The 23,150-nt window shown below is 50.5% G+C and carries 22 protein-coding genes and 3 pseudogenes; 8 read left to right on the forward strand and 17 right to left on the reverse strand.

Going from position 1 to position 23,150, the window contains the following annotated elements; genetic code table 11:
• Nucleotides 1–25: 25 nt before the first annotated feature.
• Entirely contained in the window at nt 26–571 is a 546-nt protein-coding gene (locus DTA24_RS15310) for a GNAT family N-acetyltransferase (protein ID WP_038422502.1), read from the reverse strand.
• A gap of 219 nt (nt 572–790) precedes the next feature.
• Between DTA24_RS15310 and DTA24_RS15315 the strand changes: the two genes are divergently transcribed.
• On the forward strand, nt 791–1,684 hold the full coding sequence (locus DTA24_RS15315; RefSeq protein ID WP_012541802.1) for a LysR family transcriptional regulator: 894 nt from the start codon (nt 791–793) through the stop codon (nt 1,682–1,684).
• Nucleotides 1,685–1,694: 10 nt separating this feature from the next.
• Here DTA24_RS15315 and DTA24_RS15320 read toward each other — a convergent pair whose 3' ends face one another.
• The 4 genes from DTA24_RS15320 to DTA24_RS15335 all read right to left on the reverse strand — a co-directional run bounded on the left by DTA24_RS15320 (nt 1,695) and on the right by DTA24_RS15335 (nt 4,479).
• The gene (locus DTA24_RS15320; RefSeq protein WP_044613252.1) at nt 1,695–2,282 is read right to left on the reverse strand and encodes a LysE family translocator; all 588 of its coding nucleotides are present in this window, start codon (nt 2,280–2,282) and stop codon (nt 1,695–1,697) included.
• 144 nt (nt 2,283–2,426) lie between these two features.
• Nucleotides 2,427–3,116 (reverse strand): VIT family protein, encoded by a 690-nt coding sequence (locus DTA24_RS15325; protein ID WP_012541806.1) that lies wholly within the window; start codon nt 3,114–3,116, stop codon nt 2,427–2,429.
• Nucleotides 3,117–3,169: 53 nt separating this feature from the next.
• Nucleotides 3,170–3,751, reverse strand: coding sequence for a cytochrome b/b6 domain-containing protein (locus tag DTA24_RS15330; RefSeq protein WP_008804998.1), 582 nt, complete (start codon nt 3,749–3,751; stop codon nt 3,170–3,172).
• A gap of 134 nt (nt 3,752–3,885) precedes the next feature.
• Nucleotides 3,886–4,479, reverse strand: a complete 594-nt coding sequence (locus DTA24_RS15335; protein ID WP_046881503.1) for a TetR/AcrR family transcriptional regulator — start codon at nt 4,477–4,479, stop codon at nt 3,886–3,888.
• 169 nt (nt 4,480–4,648) lie between these two features.
• On the opposite strand from DTA24_RS15335, the pseudogene DTA24_RS15340 reads away from it, so the two are divergent.
• Nucleotides 4,649–5,542, forward strand: a pseudogene (locus DTA24_RS15340) (SDR family oxidoreductase).
• A 678-nt stretch (nt 5,543–6,220) separates the two neighbouring features.
• On the opposite strand, the gene DTA24_RS15345 reads toward DTA24_RS15340, so the two are convergent.
• Nucleotides 6,221–7,132: a LysR family transcriptional regulator gene (locus tag DTA24_RS15345; RefSeq protein ID WP_016160975.1), complete on the reverse strand. Its 912-nt coding sequence runs from the start codon at nt 7,130–7,132 to the stop codon at nt 6,221–6,223.
• 101 nt (nt 7,133–7,233) lie between these two features.
• Here DTA24_RS15345 and DTA24_RS15350 point away from each other — a divergent pair, with 101 nt between their 5' ends.
• The 3 genes from DTA24_RS15350 to DTA24_RS15360 all read left to right on the forward strand — a co-directional run bounded on the left by DTA24_RS15350 (nt 7,234) and on the right by DTA24_RS15360 (nt 9,551).
• On the forward strand, nt 7,234–7,638 hold the full coding sequence (locus DTA24_RS15350) for a carboxymuconolactone decarboxylase family protein (protein ID WP_008805000.1): 405 nt from the start codon (nt 7,234–7,236) through the stop codon (nt 7,636–7,638).
• Nucleotides 7,639–7,930: 292 nt separating this feature from the next.
• The gene (locus DTA24_RS15355) at nt 7,931–8,563 is read left to right on the forward strand and encodes a histidine phosphatase family protein (RefSeq protein WP_123836931.1); all 633 of its coding nucleotides are present in this window, start codon (nt 7,931–7,933) and stop codon (nt 8,561–8,563) included.
• A 67-nt stretch (nt 8,564–8,630) separates the two neighbouring features.
• On the forward strand, nt 8,631–9,551 hold the full coding sequence (locus DTA24_RS15360) for a LysR family transcriptional regulator (RefSeq protein ID WP_123836932.1): 921 nt from the start codon (nt 8,631–8,633) through the stop codon (nt 9,549–9,551).
• Here the strand turns inward: DTA24_RS15360 and DTA24_RS15365 are convergent.
• The 8 genes and pseudogenes from DTA24_RS15365 to DTA24_RS15405 all read right to left on the reverse strand — a co-directional run bounded on the left by DTA24_RS15365 (nt 9,548) and on the right by DTA24_RS15405 (nt 15,954).
• Entirely contained in the window at nt 9,548–11,242 is a 1,695-nt protein-coding gene (locus DTA24_RS15365; RefSeq protein WP_046881510.1) for a thiamine pyrophosphate-binding protein, read from the reverse strand. The two genes, DTA24_RS15360 and DTA24_RS15365, sit on opposite strands and share 4 nt — an antisense overlap.
• 536 nt (nt 11,243–11,778) lie before the next feature.
• Nucleotides 11,779–12,027 (reverse strand): annotated as a pseudogene (locus DTA24_RS15370) (M3 family metallopeptidase); the annotation flags it as partial.
• A gap of 467 nt (nt 12,028–12,494) precedes the next feature.
• Entirely contained in the window at nt 12,495–12,767 is a 273-nt protein-coding gene (locus tag DTA24_RS15375; RefSeq protein ID WP_072045565.1) for a colicin immunity domain-containing protein, read from the reverse strand.
• Between the two features lie 636 nt (nt 12,768–13,403).
• On the reverse strand, nt 13,404–13,823 hold the full coding sequence (locus DTA24_RS15380; RefSeq protein ID WP_023322559.1) for a hypothetical protein: 420 nt from the start codon (nt 13,821–13,823) through the stop codon (nt 13,404–13,406).
• A 1,051-nt stretch (nt 13,824–14,874) separates the two neighbouring features.
• A complete protein-coding gene (locus tag DTA24_RS15390; RefSeq protein WP_077257022.1) occupies nt 14,875–15,195 on the reverse strand; it encodes a TonB family protein in 321 nt (106 codons plus the stop codon).
• Nucleotides 15,196–15,252: 57 nt separating this feature from the next.
• Entirely contained in the window at nt 15,253–15,516 is a 264-nt protein-coding gene (locus DTA24_RS15395) for a hypothetical protein (RefSeq protein ID WP_032755662.1), read from the reverse strand.
• 61 nt (nt 15,517–15,577) lie between these two features.
• A pseudogene (locus DTA24_RS15400) lies at nt 15,578–15,703 on the reverse strand (DNA polymerase III subunit theta); the annotation flags it as partial.
• Between the two features lie 2 nt (nt 15,704–15,705).
• Complete coding sequence (locus tag DTA24_RS15405; protein ID WP_016160798.1) at nt 15,706–15,954, reverse strand: hypothetical protein; 249 nt, start codon at nt 15,952–15,954, stop codon at nt 15,706–15,708.
• A 227-nt stretch (nt 15,955–16,181) separates the two neighbouring features.
• On the opposite strand from DTA24_RS15405, the gene DTA24_RS15410 reads away from it, so the two are divergent.
• A complete protein-coding gene (locus DTA24_RS15410) occupies nt 16,182–16,910 on the forward strand; it encodes a tyrosine-type recombinase/integrase (protein ID WP_227540378.1) in 729 nt (242 codons plus the stop codon).
• Nucleotides 16,911–17,059: 149 nt separating this feature from the next.
• On the opposite strand, the gene dcp is transcribed toward DTA24_RS15410, so the two are convergent.
• Entirely contained in the window at nt 17,060–19,105 is a 2,046-nt protein-coding gene (dcp, locus tag DTA24_RS15415; protein ID WP_123836933.1) for a peptidyl-dipeptidase Dcp, read from the reverse strand.
• Between the two features lie 130 nt (nt 19,106–19,235).
• Here dcp and ydfG point away from each other — a divergent pair, with 130 nt between their 5' ends.
• Nucleotides 19,236–19,985: a bifunctional NADP-dependent 3-hydroxy acid dehydrogenase/3-hydroxypropionate dehydrogenase YdfG gene (gene ydfG, locus DTA24_RS15420; protein WP_008805005.1), complete on the forward strand. Its 750-nt coding sequence runs from the start codon at nt 19,236–19,238 to the stop codon at nt 19,983–19,985.
• 91 nt (nt 19,986–20,076) lie between these two features.
• Nucleotides 20,077–20,763 carry a GntR family transcriptional regulator gene (locus tag DTA24_RS15425; protein ID WP_008805006.1) on the forward strand — a complete coding sequence of 229 codons (687 nt, stop codon included), beginning with the start codon at nt 20,077–20,079 and terminating at the stop codon, nt 20,761–20,763.
• A gap of 50 nt (nt 20,764–20,813) precedes the next feature.
• Here the strand turns inward: DTA24_RS15425 and DTA24_RS15430 are convergent, their stop codons facing one another.
• Together DTA24_RS15430 and DTA24_RS15435 are read right to left on the reverse strand one after the other, a co-directional pair.
• Nucleotides 20,814–21,245 (reverse strand): universal stress protein, encoded by a 432-nt coding sequence (locus DTA24_RS15430; protein WP_008805007.1) that lies wholly within the window; start codon nt 21,243–21,245, stop codon nt 20,814–20,816.
• Between the two features lie 265 nt (nt 21,246–21,510).
• A complete protein-coding gene (locus DTA24_RS15435; protein ID WP_023322555.1) occupies nt 21,511–22,974 on the reverse strand; it encodes a mannitol dehydrogenase family protein in 1,464 nt (487 codons plus the stop codon).
• Nucleotides 22,975–23,150 lie beyond the last annotated feature (176 nt).

Raw genomic sequence — 23,150 nt, forward strand, 5'->3', positions numbered from 1 at the left:
CCCGTCGCCAGGGTTAACCTAAACGTTATGTACAGCCACTGATCTGGCTTAACCACTCGTTTAACGTCAATGAATAAAGCAGGCTTGGCGGCGCATCTTTTATATCAGCAATATCGTTAATGTACCTCATCCCGGCTTTCTCGAGAACTTTCTGCGAAGCCAGATGGTTAGCCCGGACAACCGCTGACATCTCCGCAAGTTTAAGCACCTCGAAGCCATATCTCATCGCGCCAATCGCAAACTCGGTGGCCAGGCCTTTTCCCCATGCCTCAGTAGAAAACCGATATCCAAGATTGTTAATGGTGACATCGTTATAACTGCGTAGACTGACGCCACCAAAGCCAATGATGTGTTCAGGGGTATTGCGCATTGATATTGCCCAGTTTCCGAATCCGTGCGTTTGCCAGTGCGCGAGCCAGCGCCGCAGGACGACTTCCGCATAGTCTATATTCGGGTACGGTCCTGCGGGGTTGAAGGTATTGGTCGCGGGATCGCCATAAATTCGGTACAGATCGTCGACATCGGAAGCCATGACCGGGCGAAGATGCAAACGATGGGTATCAATGTGCAAACTTACCTCCTGACGGGGAATATTACCGATGATGCTTCGAGGATTTCTGCCTGCCCATTGAAGCACAAATCTCCATACCGGGAAACCGGTTAGCCAGCGTTGAGAAGCATTTGAAAAATTATGCTGCCGATGATGAAAATAGGATATGTTAATTCTATGATGGATTAACGCTTTTGCTGGCTCCACGCCCAGCATTACTGAGTGAACACAGGACTGTAAATGATCGATGACATCCGCTACCTGATAGTATTTGCCAAAATTGTAGAACGAGGTTCTATCTCAGGTGGCGCCGCAGCGTTAGGCCTGACGACCGCAACAGCAAGCACACATTTATCCAGACTTGAGAAAAACCTCAATAGCGCCTTGCTGTACAGAAATACGCGAAAAATTTCTCTAACCCAGGATGGCATCAGTTTGCTGGAGACCGCCAGATCGATGCTGGAGCTGTATGAAAGGGGCGTCATTGAATTTAAACAACGCTCTATCTCTACCGTCGGCAAGCTGCGCATTTCCCTCCCTGCTGTTTTTTTAAACGGTCCATTCACCCGCCATCTGGCGAATTTTATCAAAGAAAACCCGGATATTTCCCTGAGTATTTCTTATAGTGATCTGCGCGAGGACATCATCGCCGATAGCATTGATGTCGCCTTCCGTATTGGCGAACTCCCGGACAGTTCACTCAAAGCAAGACACCTATTTGTTCTACCACGACAACTGGTGGCGTCTAAGGACTTGCTCATGCAGCACCAACCCATTAAGCATCCCGTTGAGCTGGGATCCCTGCCGTGGATTGGGTTAACAATGAGAGAGAACATTCGAGAGTTCAGGCATAAAAATGGCGAACTGGCGGTCATTAAATATGCTCCTATGGTATGCGTTGATAACATTGAAGCTGCCTATGTCCTTGCCAAACAGAACATAGGGCTTGCCGTACCTCCCCGTTTCCTCTGCGAAAATGATGTTAAACTCGGGGAGATGCATGAAGTACTTCCTGACTGGTCATTAGAGCCGCTAAAAGTTTATGCCATTTGGCCCGCCAATATATCAACCAGCAGCGCCGCCTATAAACTAATTAATTACATTTATAACGCTATGGAACAACATAAGCTTTGAACAGCTAAAATCATTGTGGGTAAAGCATATAACATGCGATAACGCATAAAAACCCGCCCATCAATAAATTAAAGATACGCATTTGTGCCCTTCCCTGAAGAAATGTTGACATTTTATCACCGAATATTGCCCAAATTGATAATGAGATATAACAGATAAAAAAGTAAATAATAATGAACAGTATTAGGGGCAGACTGGTTGATGGCTCAGAAAACAAGGTAGTTCCAGAGGTACAGGCAGCCCAGGCTTTTGGGTTGAACCATTGCATTAACACTCCCTGAACAAATCCGGGTGCACTTCCCTTTTGTAATGACCAATCAGGTTGCGATGTGGCAATTTTATAGCCCTGATACAGTATAAAAATCGAGCCGAGAACATTCAGGTATTTAAAAAATGATGGGTGCGAGGCAATGACTGTGTATAACCCAAAACTAACAAAGATAAGCAACAGGGTGAAACCCAGAGTCGCACCGGATACGAAGGCGAATGTTTTTCTAAAGCCATGCATAACACCTGAAGAGATAATGACCATATTGACTGGCCCGGGCGAAAACGACAGAGCCAGAGAATACAGAAACATAGTAGCCATCAAAACCATTTTTTCGTCCACGTTGCCAATGAAAGATATCGTTGTAGCGAGATTTATATAACAAGTTATTTCGCTATATTTAAAGACTACCCCGATATGGACGTTAGATTAAATAGCTCATTCTCTAAAGGTGTGTTTGATAATTTAGCAATTTTACAGCAGTACCTGCCCGGCTATGCGCCCAATCCCCATCGAAAAAAGCATGGCCAGCGTGCTCCAGAACGTAATTCTGCTGATAGCTCTGACAGGCGGTGCGTTACTCACCACGGAAGAGAAATAGCCAAGAGCAGCCAGTGAACAGAGAGTGGATAGGAAAATCGCGATAACAGTCAGTTTTGCTGGCGATAGCACTGCAACGATCAAGGGTAACCCCGCCCCGGCTGAAAAACTCACGGCCGAAAAAATGGCCGCCTGCAAAGGTCGCGCAGAATGAGTATCCGTTAATCCCAACTCTTCGCGGGCATGGGCCTCGAGGGCATCTTTAGCCATCAGTTGCTCTGCAACCTGGCGGGCAAGCGCAGGCTCCACTCCGCGTTGGATATAAAGAGACGTCAGCTCCCGAACCTCTCCCTGATAATCTGCGTCCAGCTCACTTTTTTCCTCGGCAAGCGCGGCGGTTTCCGTATCCGCCTGGGATGATACCGAAACATATTCCCCTGTTGCCATCGACATGGCTCCCGCAACCAGCCCGGCGACACCGGCCAGCAACACGCCCGAAGGGCTGGTATTTGCAGACGCCACGCCGAGCACCAGGCTGGCGGTAGAGACAATCCCGTCATTCGCCCCCAGGACCGCCGCCCTTAACCAACCGACGCTTTCAATGCTGTGTCGTTCAAGATGCATGCCTTTTACCTTTTAATACGCATCCTCATCGGGATTAGCGAGAGAGCACAACCTTATCCAACAACGGGATGTTTCTTTTGACTGCGAAAGGTGAGGAAGATATGCAGCAACCCCATCGCACCATGCGCCCAGAAATAGGTTTCAATGAACACCGTCAGAAATTTATGCAAATGCAGGACCGCTTCTGCCAGCGCCGTTGACGTCCCTGGCGCGGTGTCCAGTACAAACCAGAGCCCTCCACAGAGTGCGACCGCCAACAAAGCAAGTACGCCAAGCCCCTGGATCATCGCCGCTATGCCACCGGCATGTGCTTCAGGAAGACGAAATGTCATTAGCATTTTAATGTCTTCAACTACACCGCGAAAATCAAGGGACGACCAGGCAAAATAGTAACGAAACCCACGTTGTTTAAGCATCCATACCAGCATCACTACACCAAGAACCATCAGCGCGAATCCAGAGATAACATGGAACCATGTCACGACTCCGGTCAGAGTTACGTCGCGAAGCGCCTCACTTTCGGTGAGATTAGAACTAATGATCTGCAGCAGAATCAGGGTGGCGACAATAATATGCAGCATGCGGAAAAAAGGGGTGTCTTTGTGCGGAAGCGCATTGCGAAGTTGTTCGTTCATCATTTGGCCATTTTATAAGGGGATCGGCCACATCAGTATTGCGTCTGTTTGTTAACGCAACCTTAACGCCTTGATGTTGAAGTGCACTGAATGATGTATGAATAAAAGGCAAACCATACCGGCTATCTCAGCAGCTAATCACCATGGATATCATCGCCAGCGCGGATACCTTTGAGAAACAGCTTAACCAGTCTTTGAGTCTGCAATAAATCTCCCTTCGCGGCAGGTGCACATAACAGGGCTATCCCTCTCAGGATATCAGTCGCCAGCGTGTTATCGCGGATATTCCCTGTCACATGCGGTAGTAATTTCTCCAGCGACGAAACGAGGCGGGTTTCAAAATACGCGGGGAGATCGGCATAAGCCGATTCACCAGAATGGAGTACGCTGGCAAGACCTCGTTTGGTAACGATGAGCTGGACATAAAGCGCGATCCACCGCTCCAGTGCCTCGCAGGAAGAAAGTTCCTGACACAGACGTTCTGCCGCCATCGCACATTCATCCACTTCGTTGCGAAATACTGCCGCAATAAGGTCAGCACGATGAGGAAAGTGGCGGTACAGCGTCCCCACCCCAATCCCTGCCTCTCTGGCAATGTCCTTCATCGGAACCATGACGCCCTTTTCTCTGAACAGAGTGGATGCTGTTTTCAGCAACTGCTCATGATTACGTCTGGCATCCGCCCGGGCACCTCTTTTTCCGCCATCGTCAGAAATCACTTTTTTCACCCTTCATCTCTTAGCCAATAGAAAAATGGGCTCTCAAATTAAAACGGAACCTCATTCCGTTTACACGCTATACTTATATGCGCGATAGACACCCTTCGGACCCGTTGGAAAATTTTTTCGCATCCAGAGTCCAGGACCATCATCTCATTGGGCGATGAGGAATGTAATTATGAAGATACTTTTAACCGGCGCGACAGGCTTCATTGGTTCTTATCTTCTACCAGAACTTCTGCGCAATGGACACGAGGTCATCGGCCTGACACGCACTGGTAAAGGGGCGAAGACGTGAGAGGCGGCCGGAGCCACAGCAATGTTTGGCGAGTTAACTGACCTGAAAAGCCTGCGCGATGCCACGAACTCCGTCGATGGGGTTATCCACACCGCTTTCAATCATGATTTTTCAAAACTTAAAGAGAACAGTGAAATTGATCGCAGGGTTATCGAAACATTGGGTGAGGCGCTGGCCGGAAGCCAGCGGCCACTGGTGGTCTCTTCCGGAACAGGTCTTGTAGACCGTAGCAGAATCCATGGACTTGCTCGTGAAACTGATAAACCTGTCTCCTCCGCCTTATTTCCTCGTGCAGCGACAGAAGAAGCCGCTGCCTCAATGCTGGCCAAAGGGATAAACATTATCGTGGTTCGTTTGTCTCAAGTGCATGATACTGAGCACCAGGGCCGGCTGGCAGAACATATTCGTATTGCCCGGGAAAAAGGCTTTGTGGCTTACGTAGGACAAGGAGAAAATCGGCTTTCCGCTGTTCATGTCACGGATGCGGCAAGACTCTACCGACTGGCGCTGGAAAAGGGTGAAACCGGTGCACATTACCATGCAGTGGCGGAAGAAGGCGTCCCTATGCATGCCATCGCAGCACAGCTTGCTGAAAGTCTGAGTTTACCTGTACGCTCAATCAGCACTGAGGAAGTTGAAGCCTATTTTGGCTGGATAGCGGCACTGGCTCATGTTGATCTTGGTGCTTCAGGCAAAGCTACCCAGACTCATCTGGGTTGGTTACCGGACGGACCTGGTTTGCTTGAAGACTTACGTAATATGAATAAAGGCTAAACAGAGCATCTTCAACTAAAAGTCTAAGCCTTCAACACACGAATTAATAATCGACCTGTTGAAGGGTCTCTCCTGTGAACGCGCACAGCGTGTGCTTTAAAAACAGGCATATAGCTTTTCCTGAATAAAGGGAGAAACACAAGCAACAGAATTCCTGCGCCAAATGCAGCCAAGCCATGTAACCAGTCAATCATAGTCAGCGGAATGATGAACAGGCAGTAGTGCAAAACACAGAATACTGTCGTGCATGTCTTCGCCCATCCAGGGACTAACACATTTGGATCCGCTTCGTAAAATTTACTCTTTCTGAGAATGTCCTCAGAGGCTATCCGCATGCCTACGAACCAGAACAAAGGCAGGTACGTCGCTGAAAATAGAGACAGCACAATAATATTCCAATCAGACACTCGCGCACTTCCTTATTCATTGCTTCCCTGGATAAAAATCATTAGCGCGAATATATCATTTGAACGATATAATCCACGCTAAGACGGCTTTTTTTATCTGGCATAATACACTACGATGAGAAACATACCGAGCAATCTTATGCAAAGTCAAGATTAAAAAGGGACGCACGTTCGGGACAAAGGCGAATTATTACGTATTATCAACGTCAGATGGTGCCTCTCTGCCACCGATGCGGCATTCGGTCAGCCGTAGCCGCGTACAATTCATTATTTATTCAAGGTTCAATGCGTAGAGTGATGCACTGAAATTTTTCAATAAAAAATCAACGTATAAACGGATTTTTGGTAACTGTTGACGGTTTGCAAAGGTCAATATATGCACTGGCTTAGCTAATGGTTGAAATTCAGACATCAGAGGCAGCAGTCGGCCATGTTGCAAATCTTCAGCCAACAGGATCTCGGGTTGCATAATAATTCCCAATCCATTCAATGCTGCCCTTCGCAATGCTTCCCCATTGTTACAGGTCATCGTGATGTTTACCGGAGCTCTGACAGGTTTGCCTTCCCTCTGAAGTGTCCATTCATTCGCTGCAATGGGATGGGCAAACCCAAGACATCGATGATGGCATAACTCTTCAGGTGTTATGGGTTCCCCTGCCCGTTTTATATAGGCCGGAGATGCGCACATGACTGAGCGATATGGCGCTATCGGACGGGCAACAAGTGTATTAACATGCAGGAGCTCACCAATCTTAATCATGACATCTAAACCTTCATCTGCCATATCCATCGATTTATCGCTCAGCACCAGGTCTACTGCCATATCAGTCCATTCAATAAGAAACTGAGCAGTAACAGGCGAAAGCGCATGGACACCAAAGGAGACTGGGCAACCTACTCTCAGTTTTCCACGTGGCTTCTGGTGAAGAGCAAATGCCTGTGACTCGCTATCTTCAATATCAGCTAATATCCGGCGGCAACTCTGATAATAACCCTGACCAAAATCGGTCAGACTTTGCCGACGCGTTGTGCGATTAAGTAAGCGAACGCCGAGATGTTCCTCTAACGCTTTGATATGCAGCCCAACCATGGTTCCGCTGATTCGCATCTCTTCAGCAACAGCGCTAAAGCTGCCCCTGTCCACGACGCGGACAAACACCGCCATACTTTCCAGTTTATTCACTATTATCAAGCCTGGCTTGTTAAAGATAAAAACATAACGCTGTTTATCAAATTTCACCAGCGGGTTTTAATCTGTTTTCACTTAGTGCAGGAGGGTTAAAAATGATTACCAATACAGAGCTCCGTGAGCGAGGAATGAGATTGTTTAATGAGCTGTATGGAAATGGCGCAGGAGAAGAACTACGAAAGGACATGGCCGATTTGTGCCCTGATTTTACTGATATCTCGATCGAATGGGCTATGGGAGGCATCCTTGCACGCCCGGGGCTGGACGCTAAAACTCGGGAGCTGGTTGTCATTGCTTCCTGCGTCACTCTGGGTCATACGGTTCCACAATTGAGGGCACACGCTCAGGCAGCGCTAAATGCAGGGGCAACCAGAGAAGAAATCATCGAGGTTGTCCTGCAATTACTGTTTTATGCAGGAGGCGCCGCGGTGCGCAATGCACTCGTCAATATACGCGATATTATAAATGCTGAGTTAAACGTCGAAGCGAAAATGTCCTGAAGACAATCGCTGTTTGCCATTCTAGCCATCCCATTTGACAAGCGTGCTGGCTCGGGTCATTGCCTGGCGCGTTTTTTGGATTGTCTGCAGCACATTCCTAACCAGGCGTCACTGATTAAGGGAATGGGATGGCTAACTCGATTTCAGAGACGGTATCTCATCACTACATGCTGTCAGATACAAGGAAAGCGGGGAGGCAGAACCTGTCTTCGTCCAGTGCTAAAAATCCCACGCTATTAAAGGGATTTGTCTAAACGGTAGAATTTAAATCAACAACATACATGGCCATTTAATGATGCAAGTGATACTTGTTCGACACGCGGAAACAGAGTGGAATATAAAAGGAATAATTCAGGGACAGAGTGACAGTGCGTTAACCCCCCGCGGGGAGCGCCAAACATCAGCTTTACTTGCCGCGTTTGCAGCGAGTGATTACCAGGTAGACTGCGTTTACACGTCTCCGCTTGGTCGTGCCTGGCAAATGGGACAGCGCCTGGCTGACCATTTTCGTTGCCCATTGATAGCTGAGCCGGCCCTCAAAGAACAGGCCTTTGGCCAGTTCGAAGGTATGTTAACGTCACAACTCATGCAACAACGTCCCCACGATGCGCATGCGTTATTCACACATGATGCCGAGTATTGCCCGCCAGAGGGAGAGTCATTAGCACAAGCAACCCGACGAGTAACAGGTTTCATACACAACCTACAAGAAGCCACAGAACATCAGCGCATCTGTATTGTCACGCACGGGCAAGTCAGTCAGGGCGTGCTGGCGGTGCTTAAAAAAGGGACTATTGATAACTTTTCGCGGTACGCTCACCCTAATGCAAGTTACTCGGTGTTCGATTTCCGGGATGGGAAATGCCTGGCAATCAGATGGGGAATTGCCACACACCTGCTTCAACTCGAACGCCAGAACGCTTAATTACATATGCCCCTCTGCGGCAAACAAGTGATACCCTGGAAGGTATGAACCTGCTTCAGGAATGCTTATGAAACCGACCCTTAATCAGTTGATTAACTTTTGCACTGTTGCTGAAACCGGAAACATTGGCAAAGCCGCCAGTCAACTTAATATTTCGCAGCCTCCCTTAAGCCGGCAAATAGCCCAGCTGGAAACCATCCTCGGTGCAAAGCTATTTAACCGGGCCGCTAAAGGGGTCAGTTTAACCCTTGCCGGTGAGCAATTTCTCCTGGACTGTCGCGCGATGCTGGCAATGCTGGAGCAGGCCTGTAATAACGTACGGGCAATAGCATCAGGGCAGAAAGGGGTTCTGAAATTAGGCGCAACAATGTATGCCAGCTATAGCGTTGTGCCGCATGTTGCGATGCAGCACAGGAATACCTGTTCCGACGTGGAATTGCATTTTCAGGAGAGGGTCCCCTCTGATTTACACGCCGCATTACAGGATGGCAGATTGGACGCGGCAATCAGCTTCTCCGAGACGGCCACGCCGGGGATTCATTCACTGGTGCTCTTGCGTGAGCCGCTCATTGCCGCCCTTCCTGCCAACCACCCCCAGGTTCAACGCGAGCATTTCAGGCTTGAATCACTCAGTGATGACCCGTTCATCACGGTTCCGCGCGAGAGCGCGCCGATGCTCTATGATTCCATCCTTCATCAGTGCCTCAAAGCTGGATTTAGTCCGCAAATAGGTCTGGAAGCCTCCGTGCAGCAGACTGTGATGAATTTTGTGGCCCATGGTGTTGGTGTCGCGCTTATTCCCGCCAGTATGGAGAATGCTCAATTACGCGGTGTGGTTTACCGGAAGCTGGAAAATCCGAATATGGTGGAGAATATGCTGATGTGGTCGGCAAAGAACACTAATCCGGCTTTACCGGGTTTTGTGAACCTGTGCCGCAGCATCAGGGATAAACTGGATGCGGCACAGGCCGGACGGATTAACAATTAACTTTTACTGATGATGATTTCGATCACGTTAGGCTTGCCACTCGCCAGTGCGGCCTCAACGGCCGGGGCGATATCGCCAGCACGGATAACTTTTCGGGTCTCCAGCCCCATCGATGCACCCAGTGCCTGATAATCCACTGCCGGATTAACCAAATCCATTGCGATGAAGCGATCTGTTTGGGCCGACGTATAATCCGCCTGAGAACGCATGAAGTTTTTCAATACGTTATATTCCGTATTATTCATGACAATAAAGGTGACTGGCAGTTTTTCATGTGCGGCCGTCCAGAGAGCCTGAGGGGAGTACATCGCCGCGCCGTCTCCCACAAAGCACACCACAGGCGCTTTTCCCAAACCGAGTGAATAGCCGACAGCCGCGGGCATTCCCCATCCCAGGCCACCGCCGCGTAAAAAGGCATATTGATCCGCGCGGTGACTGTTGAGAGATTTGCGAAGCGAGCCGCTGGTGGCAATCGCCTCGTCAACAATGGCCACATCTGGTCCGATCGCCCTTGCTGCCTCAAACGCCGCCACCAGCGGCGTAATTACCGTAGCAGATTGTTGTTCCTGAACCTGCCCGAGCAGACTTTCTTTGCTCAATTTAAACTCATAAACTGCCTTTTCAAAACGGCGTTGATAATCACGGCGATGGTTTGCCGTGGCTTTCTCCAGTTCAGGAAGTAGCACCTTTAACGATGATTTAATATCGCCAACCACTGAGAGTTCACTACTGTAGGTGCGTCCCAGGTCGCCCGCATCGGCTGATAACTGGAACACTTTGCACTGCTCCGGCACTGCCTGACCTTCGGTATAAAGAATAGTGATAAGCGACTTACCACCAAGGGCAAAAATAGCATCGTACTGGCTTAATGCTCGGTTAATTTCCGTCGCTTTCGTGGACAGATTGCCCCGCCAGAGAGGGTGTGCTGTTGGGTAGGGGATCCGGTTCGGCCATGTTGAACCGTACACGTCAGCGGCAAGCATCTCAGCAAGAGCAACAACCTCATTGGCCGCTTCACTTTGATAGATTTCGTCGCCGGCAATCAGTGCGACGTTACCCGGAGTAAATGCCGCCAGCTTACTCGCCAGCAAAGGTAACGAACCCGCGACTGCATTGCGGTCGATAGTAGAAGGCGCGCCAATGCCGATAGCACTCATCGCCTCCATCACATCCATCGGAAGCGACAGGAAAACGGAGCCTTTCGGTGCAGCGTCAGAATCGTGGAAGGCCCGACGAACTAATACCGGTAGCTGATCAACGTGGGTAACCTCCTGCGACCATTTCGCGAACGTTTTACCCATACCGACCAGATCACCCAACAATAATGGGTCGGTTGTCGTGTGGCGTGAATCCTGCTGCCCCGCCGTCACCACCAGTGGTGTCTGTGAGCATTTTGCATTCAACAGATTTCCCATGCCGTGGCCTAAACCACCGGCGGTATGCAGATTCAGAAAGCCTGGTTTTTTTGCTGCCTGCGCATAACCGTCCGCCATGGCGACTGCACTCGCTTCCTGCAGAGCTAACACGTACTGAATTGACGGTTTTCTTAACAGCGCATCCATAAACGGCAGTTCGGTGGTACCTGGATTACCAAACACATATTCCACCCCTTCACTTTCCAGAACTTCTAACAATACATCACCGCCGCGGCGTGCATTGGCATTCTGGACTTTAGTTATTGCATTACTCATAGACTGATCACCTCTGTCTGCGTATTCCTTCGCCCTGTCTGGCGGGTGATTCAATCTTAATAACAGGTATAACACCCTTTCCAATACTATATTGATGCCCAGTCATACCCTTTTAGGTATGGGAAGTCATGCGCTGTCCGCCAGGAGATGGAAAGCTATGACGGACTGAGACACTGACACTCAATCAAAGCCAGCCACATTATCGAAACCCTCTCTGATGTTTGCTATTCGCTGAATCTCGCCGCCGCAGTGCGAGCATAATGTCGGATTTTCTTTAGCCATCTACTCTGGCTCACCTGGTGCTGGAACCCCTTCTGGCGGGCATCAGACAAGATGACAGCGCAATATCACAACGATCGCGGTTCGACTCGATGAACGTGGAAGATGTCGTGACGTGAGAAATGGAGCTCTATCACCCTGCAATTTTTCAGCATTGAAGGATTCATGTTGGCGAGGAATTTTGCTGCGGTTTTGGGAAAGAAAAAATCGAAATAACCGGGCATCGCGCCCGGTTATCGTGTCAGTCCGAAATGGCCCTACGCATTCAACCCGCGATTTTTCAGCATCGGCTCAATCTGTGGATCGTGCCCGCGCCACTGGCGATAAAGTTCAGCTAAATCAGTGCTATTGCCGCGCGACAGAATCGCCTCCCGGAAGCGCTGACCGTTCTCACGGGTCAAACCACCCTGCTCCACGAACCAGTGATAGCCGTCGTCGACCAGCATCTGGGTCCACAGATAGGCGTAATAGCCTGCCGCATAGCCGCCGCCGAAGATATGGGAGAAGCATCCTTTTCAATTGGTGCATTTACTAATAAAAATCATAAAGTTAACTTCCTTTTACCATGAAAATTCCGTTGATTTAAGCATATTTTGCAGCATTAAAATCCAAATTATTTTGAAATATCCATATGACATATTGCACCGCCTTTCTGACAAAAGATGAGTAATGGTTAATGACAAGGAACAAGTGTTAATAAACACCGGTGCAGGTTTGGTTCATTAGGTGGAACATCTGGTGTTCTGCCTGGTCTTCTCCTAATAGCGTGCGCAAGGACGAAAGCGACCCATTATCGCAGGTAAGGTGGAAGTGGAACTTAAGAGATCGTCGTGGAAGTTGTTGTCGCACGCGTCACTTCCTGAAAGTTAAAGTGCTGCATGCAGAGCGCATAGGTCACAGGAATTGCTCAGGCTCCGATAGCATGTGCCATACTTTCAAAATCAATCATTTATCTCAGAACCAATTGGAAAAGTTACAGGAGTTGATACTTCGCAAGAGTAGCTTTAACCTCCTTGCGCAAACTATCTGAATCCAGCTCGCTCTCTCTTCTCACAGAATCCGATGTATAACAATCAGCAAGAATAAAAAGTTCAGCCGCACACTCTCCAATATCCTTACTATCTTGTGTAAGCTGGCCAGTTCTCCCTTCATTTCGCCACATATTGAAAAAATGGGTTTCGAATTCATCTGCAGAAATTTGTAAGGTCACTAGTTTCCTTGCAAGATTTATCAAATTCATACTCATTACAGAACTCCTTTTTCAATATTGTTAAGTTGATATGGACAGCATTATATAAAATGGCAGTCTGAACCGAACCATCATCCATATCTAACACTACCAAATGGTCAGTTATCGGATTATAATACACCCTTAAGCGTTTTTCGCATAGGTAAGCGCCATTTCAAGGACATTCTCAGCCAAATGGGCTTCTTTTGCCCCCCTTGAGTGTGGTAATAATTCTTGGGAATACTTGGAGGGGATAATGGGGTGGCACAGCGTTAAGATAGCCCAGAGATAATATTTCTCTGGTATATTTCATGTCACGATTGGAGAATCAGTCGGGAGGTAACACCATTGGAAAGAAACAGCTTCAGGTGCTGACCATAGCTGCGAAATTTCCGTTATACAACCTTATGCCTTCTTGAGGGAAGTTCACTCTTTATCTCCAGAGAGATAAAACGATGAATGAAGAAAATAGCCGGTGACCGAAGCCATCAGTCACAGTCATTGCTTAAGTTTTTGTGCATCATATGTCCCCCAGTTGACGCCGAAATCTAGTATTTAGTTTCTCAGGTTGGCATAGATATAACGGCTGCTCGATCATGATAATCAAAGCTTGTTATTGCATTCATTACTGATACCAGAATGTCTGATTTAGCGTTAGTAGTTGCAACCGCCAATTCTGTTTTGGCATATCGCGTTCCTTATCTGAAAGGCGTTTTGCCTGTCGGCCTGTTCTTTTCTTTCCTCTCTATCATTAGCCGCAGCAATAGCCAATTGCTGCTGATATTGTGCAATTTCGTTTTGTGCTCGGTTTTTATCAATTTCGAGCTCTGCTTGCGTCATTGTTCCGCTTTTCAGGCGTAAATTCATTTCATTAACACAAATGCCGCTTGTATCCTGATATGAGTTTCCTTTGTCATCAAGCATCTTAATGCCAAGTGAACATTCAACTATAGACAGATTTGTTGACTCGCTTGCCAAGACCTTGGTCATTGATAACACCGACTGGCTTTGCGGTTCTGCGCAGGCAGCAAGCAGCAGTACGGTTCCAGTTACAACGATTTTCAATATGCGCATGATAGGATCCAATATAAATTTGGTAACCATACTAAAGAAATGAAAAAATGATAGTTAAGTCTTTGGTGCTCAATAGAAATATATTAATGACGCTTAAACAACATTGTAGTAAAGATTACTTTTTATTTGCTTCTTCCATTTCCTGATAACGAGGATTGCTGGCGCATGGGAGTTGGACGCTTCGCTCGCGATTGTGGCGGACGCGTTCGATGAAGTAGCCGCTGAGGTGCTCAGGCTACTCTCTGGCTACCACTTCGACATAAAAAGCCCCTCAAAAAGAGGGGCTTGGACTACATAACCCCCGCAAACGGGGGAAGATGATTGCTTTATCAAAAAGCATCACTTGTATTACCCAATTACCCCCACAACGCGGGGGTAGTACATTTCTACTATAGCTCTTTTTCAGTATGACACTATCCCGCCAAATTCTTCTAACACATCTCCGGCAAATTAGCCCTCACAGCGCCTCAGCAAAAGGCGGAGGCACCGCATGGCCACAGCGCGCCTCTTGCATGTCCTTTGCATCTTTCACGTCACGGTTTGAGTATCAGTATGGAGCTATCGCGATGGCTAGATAAGGCTGCAGGTGCTTACCTATAGCCGAGAAGCTACCGTTATGAGGTTTGATGCTTTCCTGTGGGAAGTTCACGCTTCACCTCCGGAGAGGTCAAACGCTGAATACAGAAAATCGCTGGTGCCTTTCGCCATCGGTGATAGGAATTGCTGTAAGGTTTTTGCGCCATGTGTCCCCACTTGGCGCCGGAAGTAAGTCGTCAGTTGCTCAGGCTGACGAGATAATTATCGCCCTTCCCGGGGATAGATGCAAAATGAGCATATGCGAAAAGCCCCACTGAAGCAGGTACATGATGTTTTGCTTGAGCGCGCCTCTAGGTAACGCCAAGATGCCAATAAAATAGCAAGGTTTATCGCCATACATATGCAAGAAAAACCAGATAACCTATGCAGGAAATAGATAAAACATGCCATGTGCATCTAAATCTTCTTGCGAAGCATAGTTCCAGAGGTAACTTCCCCAAAAAGTTAGGAGCACTTACGGTTGATACGGCCTAAATCTTATGATTCCACGGGCAACGCCCGGTCTTCCTGGCTCAAACTTGCATTTCCGGATTGCTGATCTAGTTTCTCTAAAAAAGATCTCAGTACCGGTTGTATCAACAGAAGTAACTTCTCCTTTTTCATTTACTTCGGCAGAGTATGTTACAGTGCCGCTAATCTTATTAGCCATAGCAGAAGCTGGATAATAAGGGGAAGGGCAACTTATACGCACTGGCACTATTTCTTCTTTATGTTCTACAGCAAGTGCCAAGTTTGATATAAGAACAGCACAAACCAGAAGTAATGTTGTATTCATATACGATACCAACTGTTGTTTTCCTTGTATCCCTAGGCTACTGGAAGTTGAGAGTTCCTAGGTAACCCCATACCGTTTTTCTTTGACAAATTCAGGTTCTCTCCAGTTAGGGCCTTTATCGGGAAGAGGTTGGCCTGTATGTTTTAGTTTTCCTTCCTTGAACAGTCTGTCATGAGTCCTTAGTAACTCACCATTAGCAACAACATCAAAGTTATACCTAACATACATACGGTCGATGCTAGGGTATGGAGTAATAGGTGAAAAATACAGAAGAACATCTTCCACACTTACATTTTTATAAATGCTTTCAAGATCTAGCACGATTTTTCCTCCCCTGTACTTCCTCACTCGAAATTAAATACGCCCTTCCCTACCTGATAATCGCTACTTCTTCGGCGACAACCGGCATGTTCAGGCGCTCTTTGTAGGCTACGCCGGAAGCGGCGAGGTCGACGTTGACCTTGTCCTGCTCGTCTTTCGATTTGGCTGCAATGTTGAATTTACTCATTATTAATCATCTACATACCGCACATCAAGAACCACATTCCCTTCCAGGTCCTTTCTCACAATATGAACATCTTCCTTAAATGGCGGCTTGGTTTGCTCGATAACAGTCACTGTGGCTGTGCCAATTTTGTTCTGATTCTCGTCCAAGACAATGTAACTTCGATCTATGCGGCTAACTAAATGCCCCCTCCTGACTGTGCCGTCGTCCAAAAGAGTGTAGCCAGCTTCAAGGTTCATTTTTTCTTTAAACATAAATCCCCCTCAGGTTATGAAGGGGATTATATATCACTAACAGATTAGCTGCGCGGCTTTGCGTTCTGCGGGGGATTTAGGCAGCCTCCCTCCCCTGGCACATCTCCGGCAAATTAGCTCTCACCAATGCCTCGGCGGTCGTGAGTCGCCCCTGATGTCTGGTGATCCGAATCACTGCGCGGACGTACTCAACTGCTGACAGTGCTCTACAGGAAGTAACCACGAAAATGCTTGCAGCCATTACCGACGAATATAAAGCCAAAGGTAAAGCACGAATGGCACAAACGCTTCGTAGCGTCTGGATCGATTTGTTCAGGGAAGCACAACATGCGGGCGAAGTTGAGCCAGGATACAACCCGGCACTAGCTACCAGAAAAGTCGTTGCTCGAGTAAACCGCTCTCGACTGAATTTTGAAATGTGGCAAGCGATCTTTGAAGCGGCCAGCTATATGGCCCCTTACGTTCAAAACTCCATGCTGTTGGCGATAGCCACCGGACAAAGGCGCGGTGATCTCGCCAAAATGAAGTTCTCAGATGTTTGGGATGGATACCTGCACGTTAAGCAGCTAAAGACAGGTGTGAAACTTGCTATTCCACTCAGTTTGCGCAGTGAGGTGCTGGACATTAACCTGGCACAAGTTATCAAGCGCTGTAGGGATCGGGTTGTTAGCCCGTGGCTTCTTCACCACGTAACGTCCAGCGGGAAAGGAAAAGCCGGCGATCAGGTTGGCGAGAACAGCCTTAGCGTTTCCTTCAAACTCGCAGTGGATAGCACTAACCTTTCCATTGAAAGAGGGAAAACAATGCCTACTTTCCATGAGCAGCGCTCACTGTCCGAACGTCTGTATGAGGCACAGGGAATCAATACCCAACAGCTGTTAGGACACTCATCAGAAAAAATGACAGCACAGTATCACAACGATCGGGGTCTCGATTGGGTGAAAGTAAAGGTGTAGCTACGTGAAAAATTGGGCCGTACCCCCATGCAAATTTAGCAAAATTTAAAAATTTATTTTGGGGAAAAGTTTTGGAGGGATTTTGGGGAAGAAAAAGTCGAAAAAAAACCGGGCATCGCGCCCGGTTATCGTGTCAGCCCGAAATGGCCCTACGCATTCAACCCACGATTTTTCAGCATCGGCTCAATCTGTGGATCGTGCCCGCGCCACTGGCGATAAAGTTCAGCTAAATCAGTGCTATTGCCGCGCGACAGAATCGCTTCCCGAAAACGCTGACCGTTCTCACGGGTCAAACCGCCCTGCTCCACGAACCACTGATAGCCGTCGTCGGCCAGCATCTGGGTCCATAGATAGGCGTAATAGCCTGCCGCGTAGCCGCCGCCAAAGATATGGGAGAAATAGCTGCTGCGATAGCGCGGCGGAACGGCCGCCAGATCCAGGTGTTCTTCCTGCAATATCTTCTGCTCAAACCCATCCACGTCCTCCGGTATCGCCGAGGTCGACAGGCTATGCCAGCGCATATCGAGCAACGCAGCAGCCAACAGCTCGCTCATGTCGTAACCTTTATTGAAGGTTGCCGCACGCAACATATTGTCGCGTAGCGCTTCCGGCATCGGCTCCCCGGACTGGTAGTGCTTCGCGTAGTGGGCAAACACCTGCGGCTGGCTGGCCCAGTGTTCGAAGATCTGCGAAGGAAATTCGACAAAATCGCGCGGGGTATTGGTTCCGGAGAGACTGGCGTAACGCTGGCTGGCGAACAGCCCATGCAGGGTATGGCCAAACTCATGGAACAGAGTGATCACCTCATCCCACGACAACAGCGCGCTCTGCCCTGCCTGCGGCCGGGCGTAGTTGCAGACATTGTAGATAACCGGTCGCTGCTCCCGCAGGGTAGACTGTTCGACAAACACATCCATCCAGGCGCCGCCGCTTTTTGAGTCGCGTGCGTAGTAGTCACCGTAAAACAGCGCCATCCCTTCGCCGTTGTGATCGAAGATCTCCCAGACCCGAACATCCGGGTGATAGACGGGGATATCGAAGCGCTCGACAAAGCGGAGGCCAAAGAGCTGCGTGGCTGTCCAGAAGACGCCATCCTGCAGCACGCGCTCGAGAGCAAAATAGGGTTTAAGCTGCGCATCATCAATGGCAAAGGCAGCTCGCCGCACCTGTTCGCTGTAATAGAGCCAGTCCCATGCCGCGGCGCGAAACGCCCCGCCCTCGTTGTCAATCACCTGCTGGATGTCAGCCAGCTCTCGTTCCGCCCGCGCCCTCGCAGCCGGCGCGATCCGGCGCATAAAATTTAATGCCTCCGCCGGAGAGGCCGCCATTTGATCGGTCAGCGCCCAGCTGGCGTAATCGGCCGCGCCCAGCAGCTCCGCCTGCTGCGCGCGGATCGCCGCCAGTCGCAGCACCAGGCGACGTGTATCATGCTCATCGCCCTGCTGATTGCGCGTCCAGCCGGCGGCAAAGAGATTCTCCCGCGTCTGTCGGTCGCGCAAAGAGAGCAGCGGCGGCTGCTGGGTGGTATTGGTCAGCGTCAGCAGCCAGCGGTCACTGAGCCCTTTTTCCCTCGCCGCGTCGGCGGCCGCCGCTATCTCCTCATCCGCCAGGCCATCCAGTTGATGTCGGTAATCAACCACCAGGCCACCGCTTTTGGCCGCCCCCAGCAACCGCTGCTGGAACTGACTTTGCAGGGTCGCCGCTTCGGTGTTCAGCGTGCGCAGCACCGCCTTCTGCGCCGGCGCCAGCGTCGCCCCGGCATGGACAAAACGTTGCCAGGTGAGGGTCAGGAGACGATGAGATTCGCTGTCTAATGCCAGCGCGTCACGCTGCTCATAGACGCTGTTCACTCGCTGAAATAAGGCCTCGTTAAGCCAGATGTCATTCCCCAGCTCGGCGAGCTCAGCAGAAAATTCTTCATCCAGAGACTGGATGAACGGGTTGGTGTGGGCGCCAGCCATGGCGAAAAAGACCCGCGTCACTCGAGCCAGCAGCTGTCCGCTCTGTTCAAGGGCCTCAAGCGTGTTGGCAAAATTCGCCGGCTCCGGGTTGTCGATTATCGCGCGGATCTCCGCGCGCTGCTGCCGGATACCCTCATCAAACGCCGGGCGATAGTGGCAGTCCTGGATGAGATCAAACGGGGGTGCCTGGTAAGGCAGCAAACTCACGCTAAAAAAGGGATTTTGTTCAGACATCTTTCTCTCCTGCACAGGCTAATCCTGTAAGATTAGGCTTCTCCTTAAGGGGTCGCAATGATTTCCGTTACCGGTCGCCGTCTGTGCGTGCTATGGTATGAAAACACAAAAAGCGTTGAGGAACAGTAAGATGATTATCATGGTTACCGGTGCCACCGCCGGTTTTGGTGAAAGTATTACTCGCCGTTTCGTCGCTAACGGCCATAAAGTGATTGCCACCGGACGTCGTGAAGAGCGCCTGAAGACGCTGAAAGACGACCTCGGTGACAACCTTTATATCGCCCAGCTTGACGTCCGCAACCGCGCCGCCATTGAGACGCTGATTGCCGATCTGCCCGCCGAGTGGCAGGCGATTGACGTCCTGGTGAATAACGCCGGTCTGGCGCTGGGTCTGGAGCCGGCGCACCGCGCCAGCGTGGAAGACTGGGAAGATATGATCGACACCAATAATAAAGGGCTGGTGTACATGACCCGCGCGGTCCTGCCGGGTATGGTGGAGCGCAATCGCGGGCATATCATTAACATCGGCTCCACGGCAGGCAGTTGGCCTTATGCCGGGGGCAACGTCTATGGGGCGACCAAAGCCTTCGTCCGTCAGTTCAGTCTGAATCTACGCACCGACCTGCATGGCACCGCGGTGCGCGTCACCGACATCGAGCCGGGTCTGGTGGGGGGCACCGAGTTCTCCAACGTCCGCTTTAAAGGTGATGACGCCAAGGCCGGGAAAACTTATGAGAACACCGAAGCCCTGACGCCGGAAGATGTGACCGAGGCGGTCTGGTGGGTGGCCACCCTGCCGAAGCACGTCAACATCAACACCCTGGAGATGATGCCGGTGAGCCAGAGTTTTGCCGGACTCAGCGTTCACCGCCAGGGCTAACCGTCTGCCACCCGGCCTGCGGGCCGGGTATGGGCGGAACCGCAAAAAACGCGTAAAATAGTGCGCATAATCCCTTAAAAAGTAACCATCAATGGCCGCAGAATCGCAACTGAATCCGACGCAACCCGTTAATCAGCAAATTTATCGCATCCTCCGCCGGGATATCGTTCACTGCCTGATCCCGCCGGGCACACCGCTGTCCGAGAAAGAAGTCTCCGTGCGTTTCGATGTGTCGCGTCAGCCGGTGCGCGAGGCCTTCATCAAGCTGGCGGAAAATGGGCTTATCCAGATACGTCCCCAGCGCGGCAGCTACGTCAATAAAATTTCCTTGTCGCAGGTGCGCAATGGTTGCTTTGTCCGCCAGGCGATTGAGTGCGCGGTGGTCCGCCGCGCCGCCGGCATGATTAACGATGAGCAGGTTTATCAGCTGGAGCAGAATCTCCATCAGCAGCGTATTGCCGTCGACAGACAACAATCAAACGACTTTTTCCTGCTTGATGATGAGTTTCACCAGAAGCTGTCGATCATTGCCGATTGTCAGTTGGCGTGGGATACGGTGGAAAATATTAAAGCCGCCATCGACCGCGTGCGCTACATGAGCCTGGACCATATCACCTCACCGGAGATGCTCCTGCGTCAGCACCATGAGATTTTCACCGCGCTGGAAAAACGCGACGCGGAGGCAGTAGAGCAGGCAATGAATGTCCATCTGCATGAAATCAGCGAGTCCGTGTTACTGATCCGCCAGGAGAACCGCGACTGGTTTAGCGAAGATTAATGGTCAGACGGCTGCCCAGCGTGGCTGACGCAGCCGTCGTCATGAGGGGATTAACGGACGACCAGCACCGGCGTTTTGGCGTAGCGCAGAATCGACTCGGCGTTGGAGCCCAGCAGATGGGTGGAGATGCCCGGTTTGCGGGAGCCAACCACTATCACATCGAACTCTTCGTTATTACTGATAGCCAGAATTTCGTCGCGCACGTTACCAAAGACCACCCGGGTATGGATCCGCGACATCGGAATGTCGAACAGTCGCGCCACCTCGCGCATCTTTTTCTCCGACTCTTCTTTCATATAGGCTTCAAATTTACGAATATCCGCCGTAAAGCCGCGTAATAGTGAACGACTGCTGTTCGGCAGAACGTTGAGCAATGTGATTTCACCGTTTTCTGCAGTGGCGAGGAATTCCGCGTGACGCACAGCTTTATCGCTTAAATCCATTTCAAAGACATCAACAGGCAATAAAATTTTTTTATACATGGCCCGTACTCCTTTTCCAGAGAAAGTTCTTTTTCAATGACTTAACTATGCCATTATGGCAGTAAATTACCAGCCATTATTCGGAAAAATAACAGCTAATTATCTTTAGTAAATCAGGGAAATATAGAGTTATGTATAGACATTGCGTTCGATCATCTTTTCAGCGCGCTAAAACCGATCGACAGCAAAAAAAGAAATATCAGCGGAAGGTGGCAGAGATAACAAAATAGCCGGTGTCGACGACGAGGCCGACACCGGAAGCGGATTATTGCTCGGCAGCCCACGCGGCGACAGTGGCTTTGGCCCCCAGCCGCTGCAGCGCCAGATAGGCGCGGGTCACCGCCGAGACGAAACGGGGCTCCTGCGGCAACGCCAGGCCGAAGATCGCCTCAATACCCAGCAGCGCTTTCACCCGCGCTTCACCCTCGGCGCTGGCCGCCACCGCCTGTTGGATAACCGGCAACAGCGGATCGCAAATCTCAATCGGCTGGCCGGCATCGTCAACGCCGCCGACATAGCGCATCCAGCCCGCCACACCGAGCGCCAGCAGTGTGAAATCTTGCTGGTGCGCCAGATGCCAGCGTACGGAGTCCAGCATGCGCTGCGGCAACTTCTGGCTGCCGTCCATGGCTATCTGCCAGGTACGGTGCTTCAGCGCCGGATTGCAGTAGCGGTCAATCAGCAGACTGGCGTAGCGCGGTAGATCTACCCCCTGCACTTTCAGCGTCGGCGCCTGTTCGTCCAGCATCAGCGCCAGCGCCGCGCGGCGATAGTTATCATCCTGCATACAGTCGTTGATGTGCTGATAACCGGCCAGATAGCCCAGGTACGCCAGGAACGAGTGGCTACCGTTGAGCATCCTCAGCTTCATCTCTTCAAAAGGCACTACATCGGCGACCAGTTCCGCTCCCGCTTTTTCCCACTGCGGACGTCCGGCAACAAAGTTATCCTCAATCACCCACTGACGGAAAGGTTCGCAGGCCACCCCGGCCGGGTCGCGCACGCCGGTCAGTTGCTCAATTTTATCGAGGGTTTCCGCGGTAACGGCCGGGACAATGCGGTCCACCATGGTCGATGGGAAGGTGACGTTCTGTTCAATCCAGGCCGCCAGCTCCGCGTCCAGCGCCCGGGCGTAGGCGCAGACGACATTGCGCATCACGTGACCGTTTTCCGGCATGTTGTCGCAGGACATCACGGTAAAAGCCGGCAAGCCTGCCGCCCGACGGCGAGCCAGAGCCTCCACCACCACGCCCGGCGCCGATTTTGGCTGGTGTGGGTTGTGCAGATCGGCGACAATCAGCGGGTGATCGAGCTGCAGCTCGCCGCTGGCCGGCGAATGACAATAACCTTTCTCGGTAATGGTCAGGGAGACAATGGCTACCTGAGGCTCACACATCGCCGCCAGCACCGCTTCGAGGCCATCAACCTGGGCGTGCAGCGCCTGCTTCACCACCCCAACCACGCGTGCGGTCCAGGCGTCGGCGGACATTTCGGCCACAGTGTACAGCCGATCCTGCTGGCGGAGGTCGGCGATCTGCTGCTCGCCGCCGATGAGATTGACTTCGGTATAGCCCCAGTCGCTGCCATGTTCACTGGCAAGAATATCGGCATATACCGCCTGATGGGCGCGGTGGAATGCGCCAAAACCAAGGTGCACGATACGGGGGATCAGCGCGCTGCGATCGTAGCCTGGCAGCATGGCGTTGGCGGTTAAAAGGGTGTTTTCCATGATGACTCTCGTTGTTATGTGTCTCATCAACCATTCTCGGGGAGAACTCTCGAGGAGAATGCCTTTGTGTCTCAACCATCGCACGCAATTGGTATAACATCTTTGATTTCTGTCAACTACCATACAAGAAGATATGGCCGGTTCGCTGCCGGGAGTGAACCGTCACAAAATCATCG

Origin of the sequence: Klebsiella sp. P1CD1 (assembly GCF_003790505.1) — a bacterium.
Lineage (GTDB): Bacteria > Pseudomonadota > Gammaproteobacteria > Enterobacterales > Enterobacteriaceae > Klebsiella > Klebsiella variicola.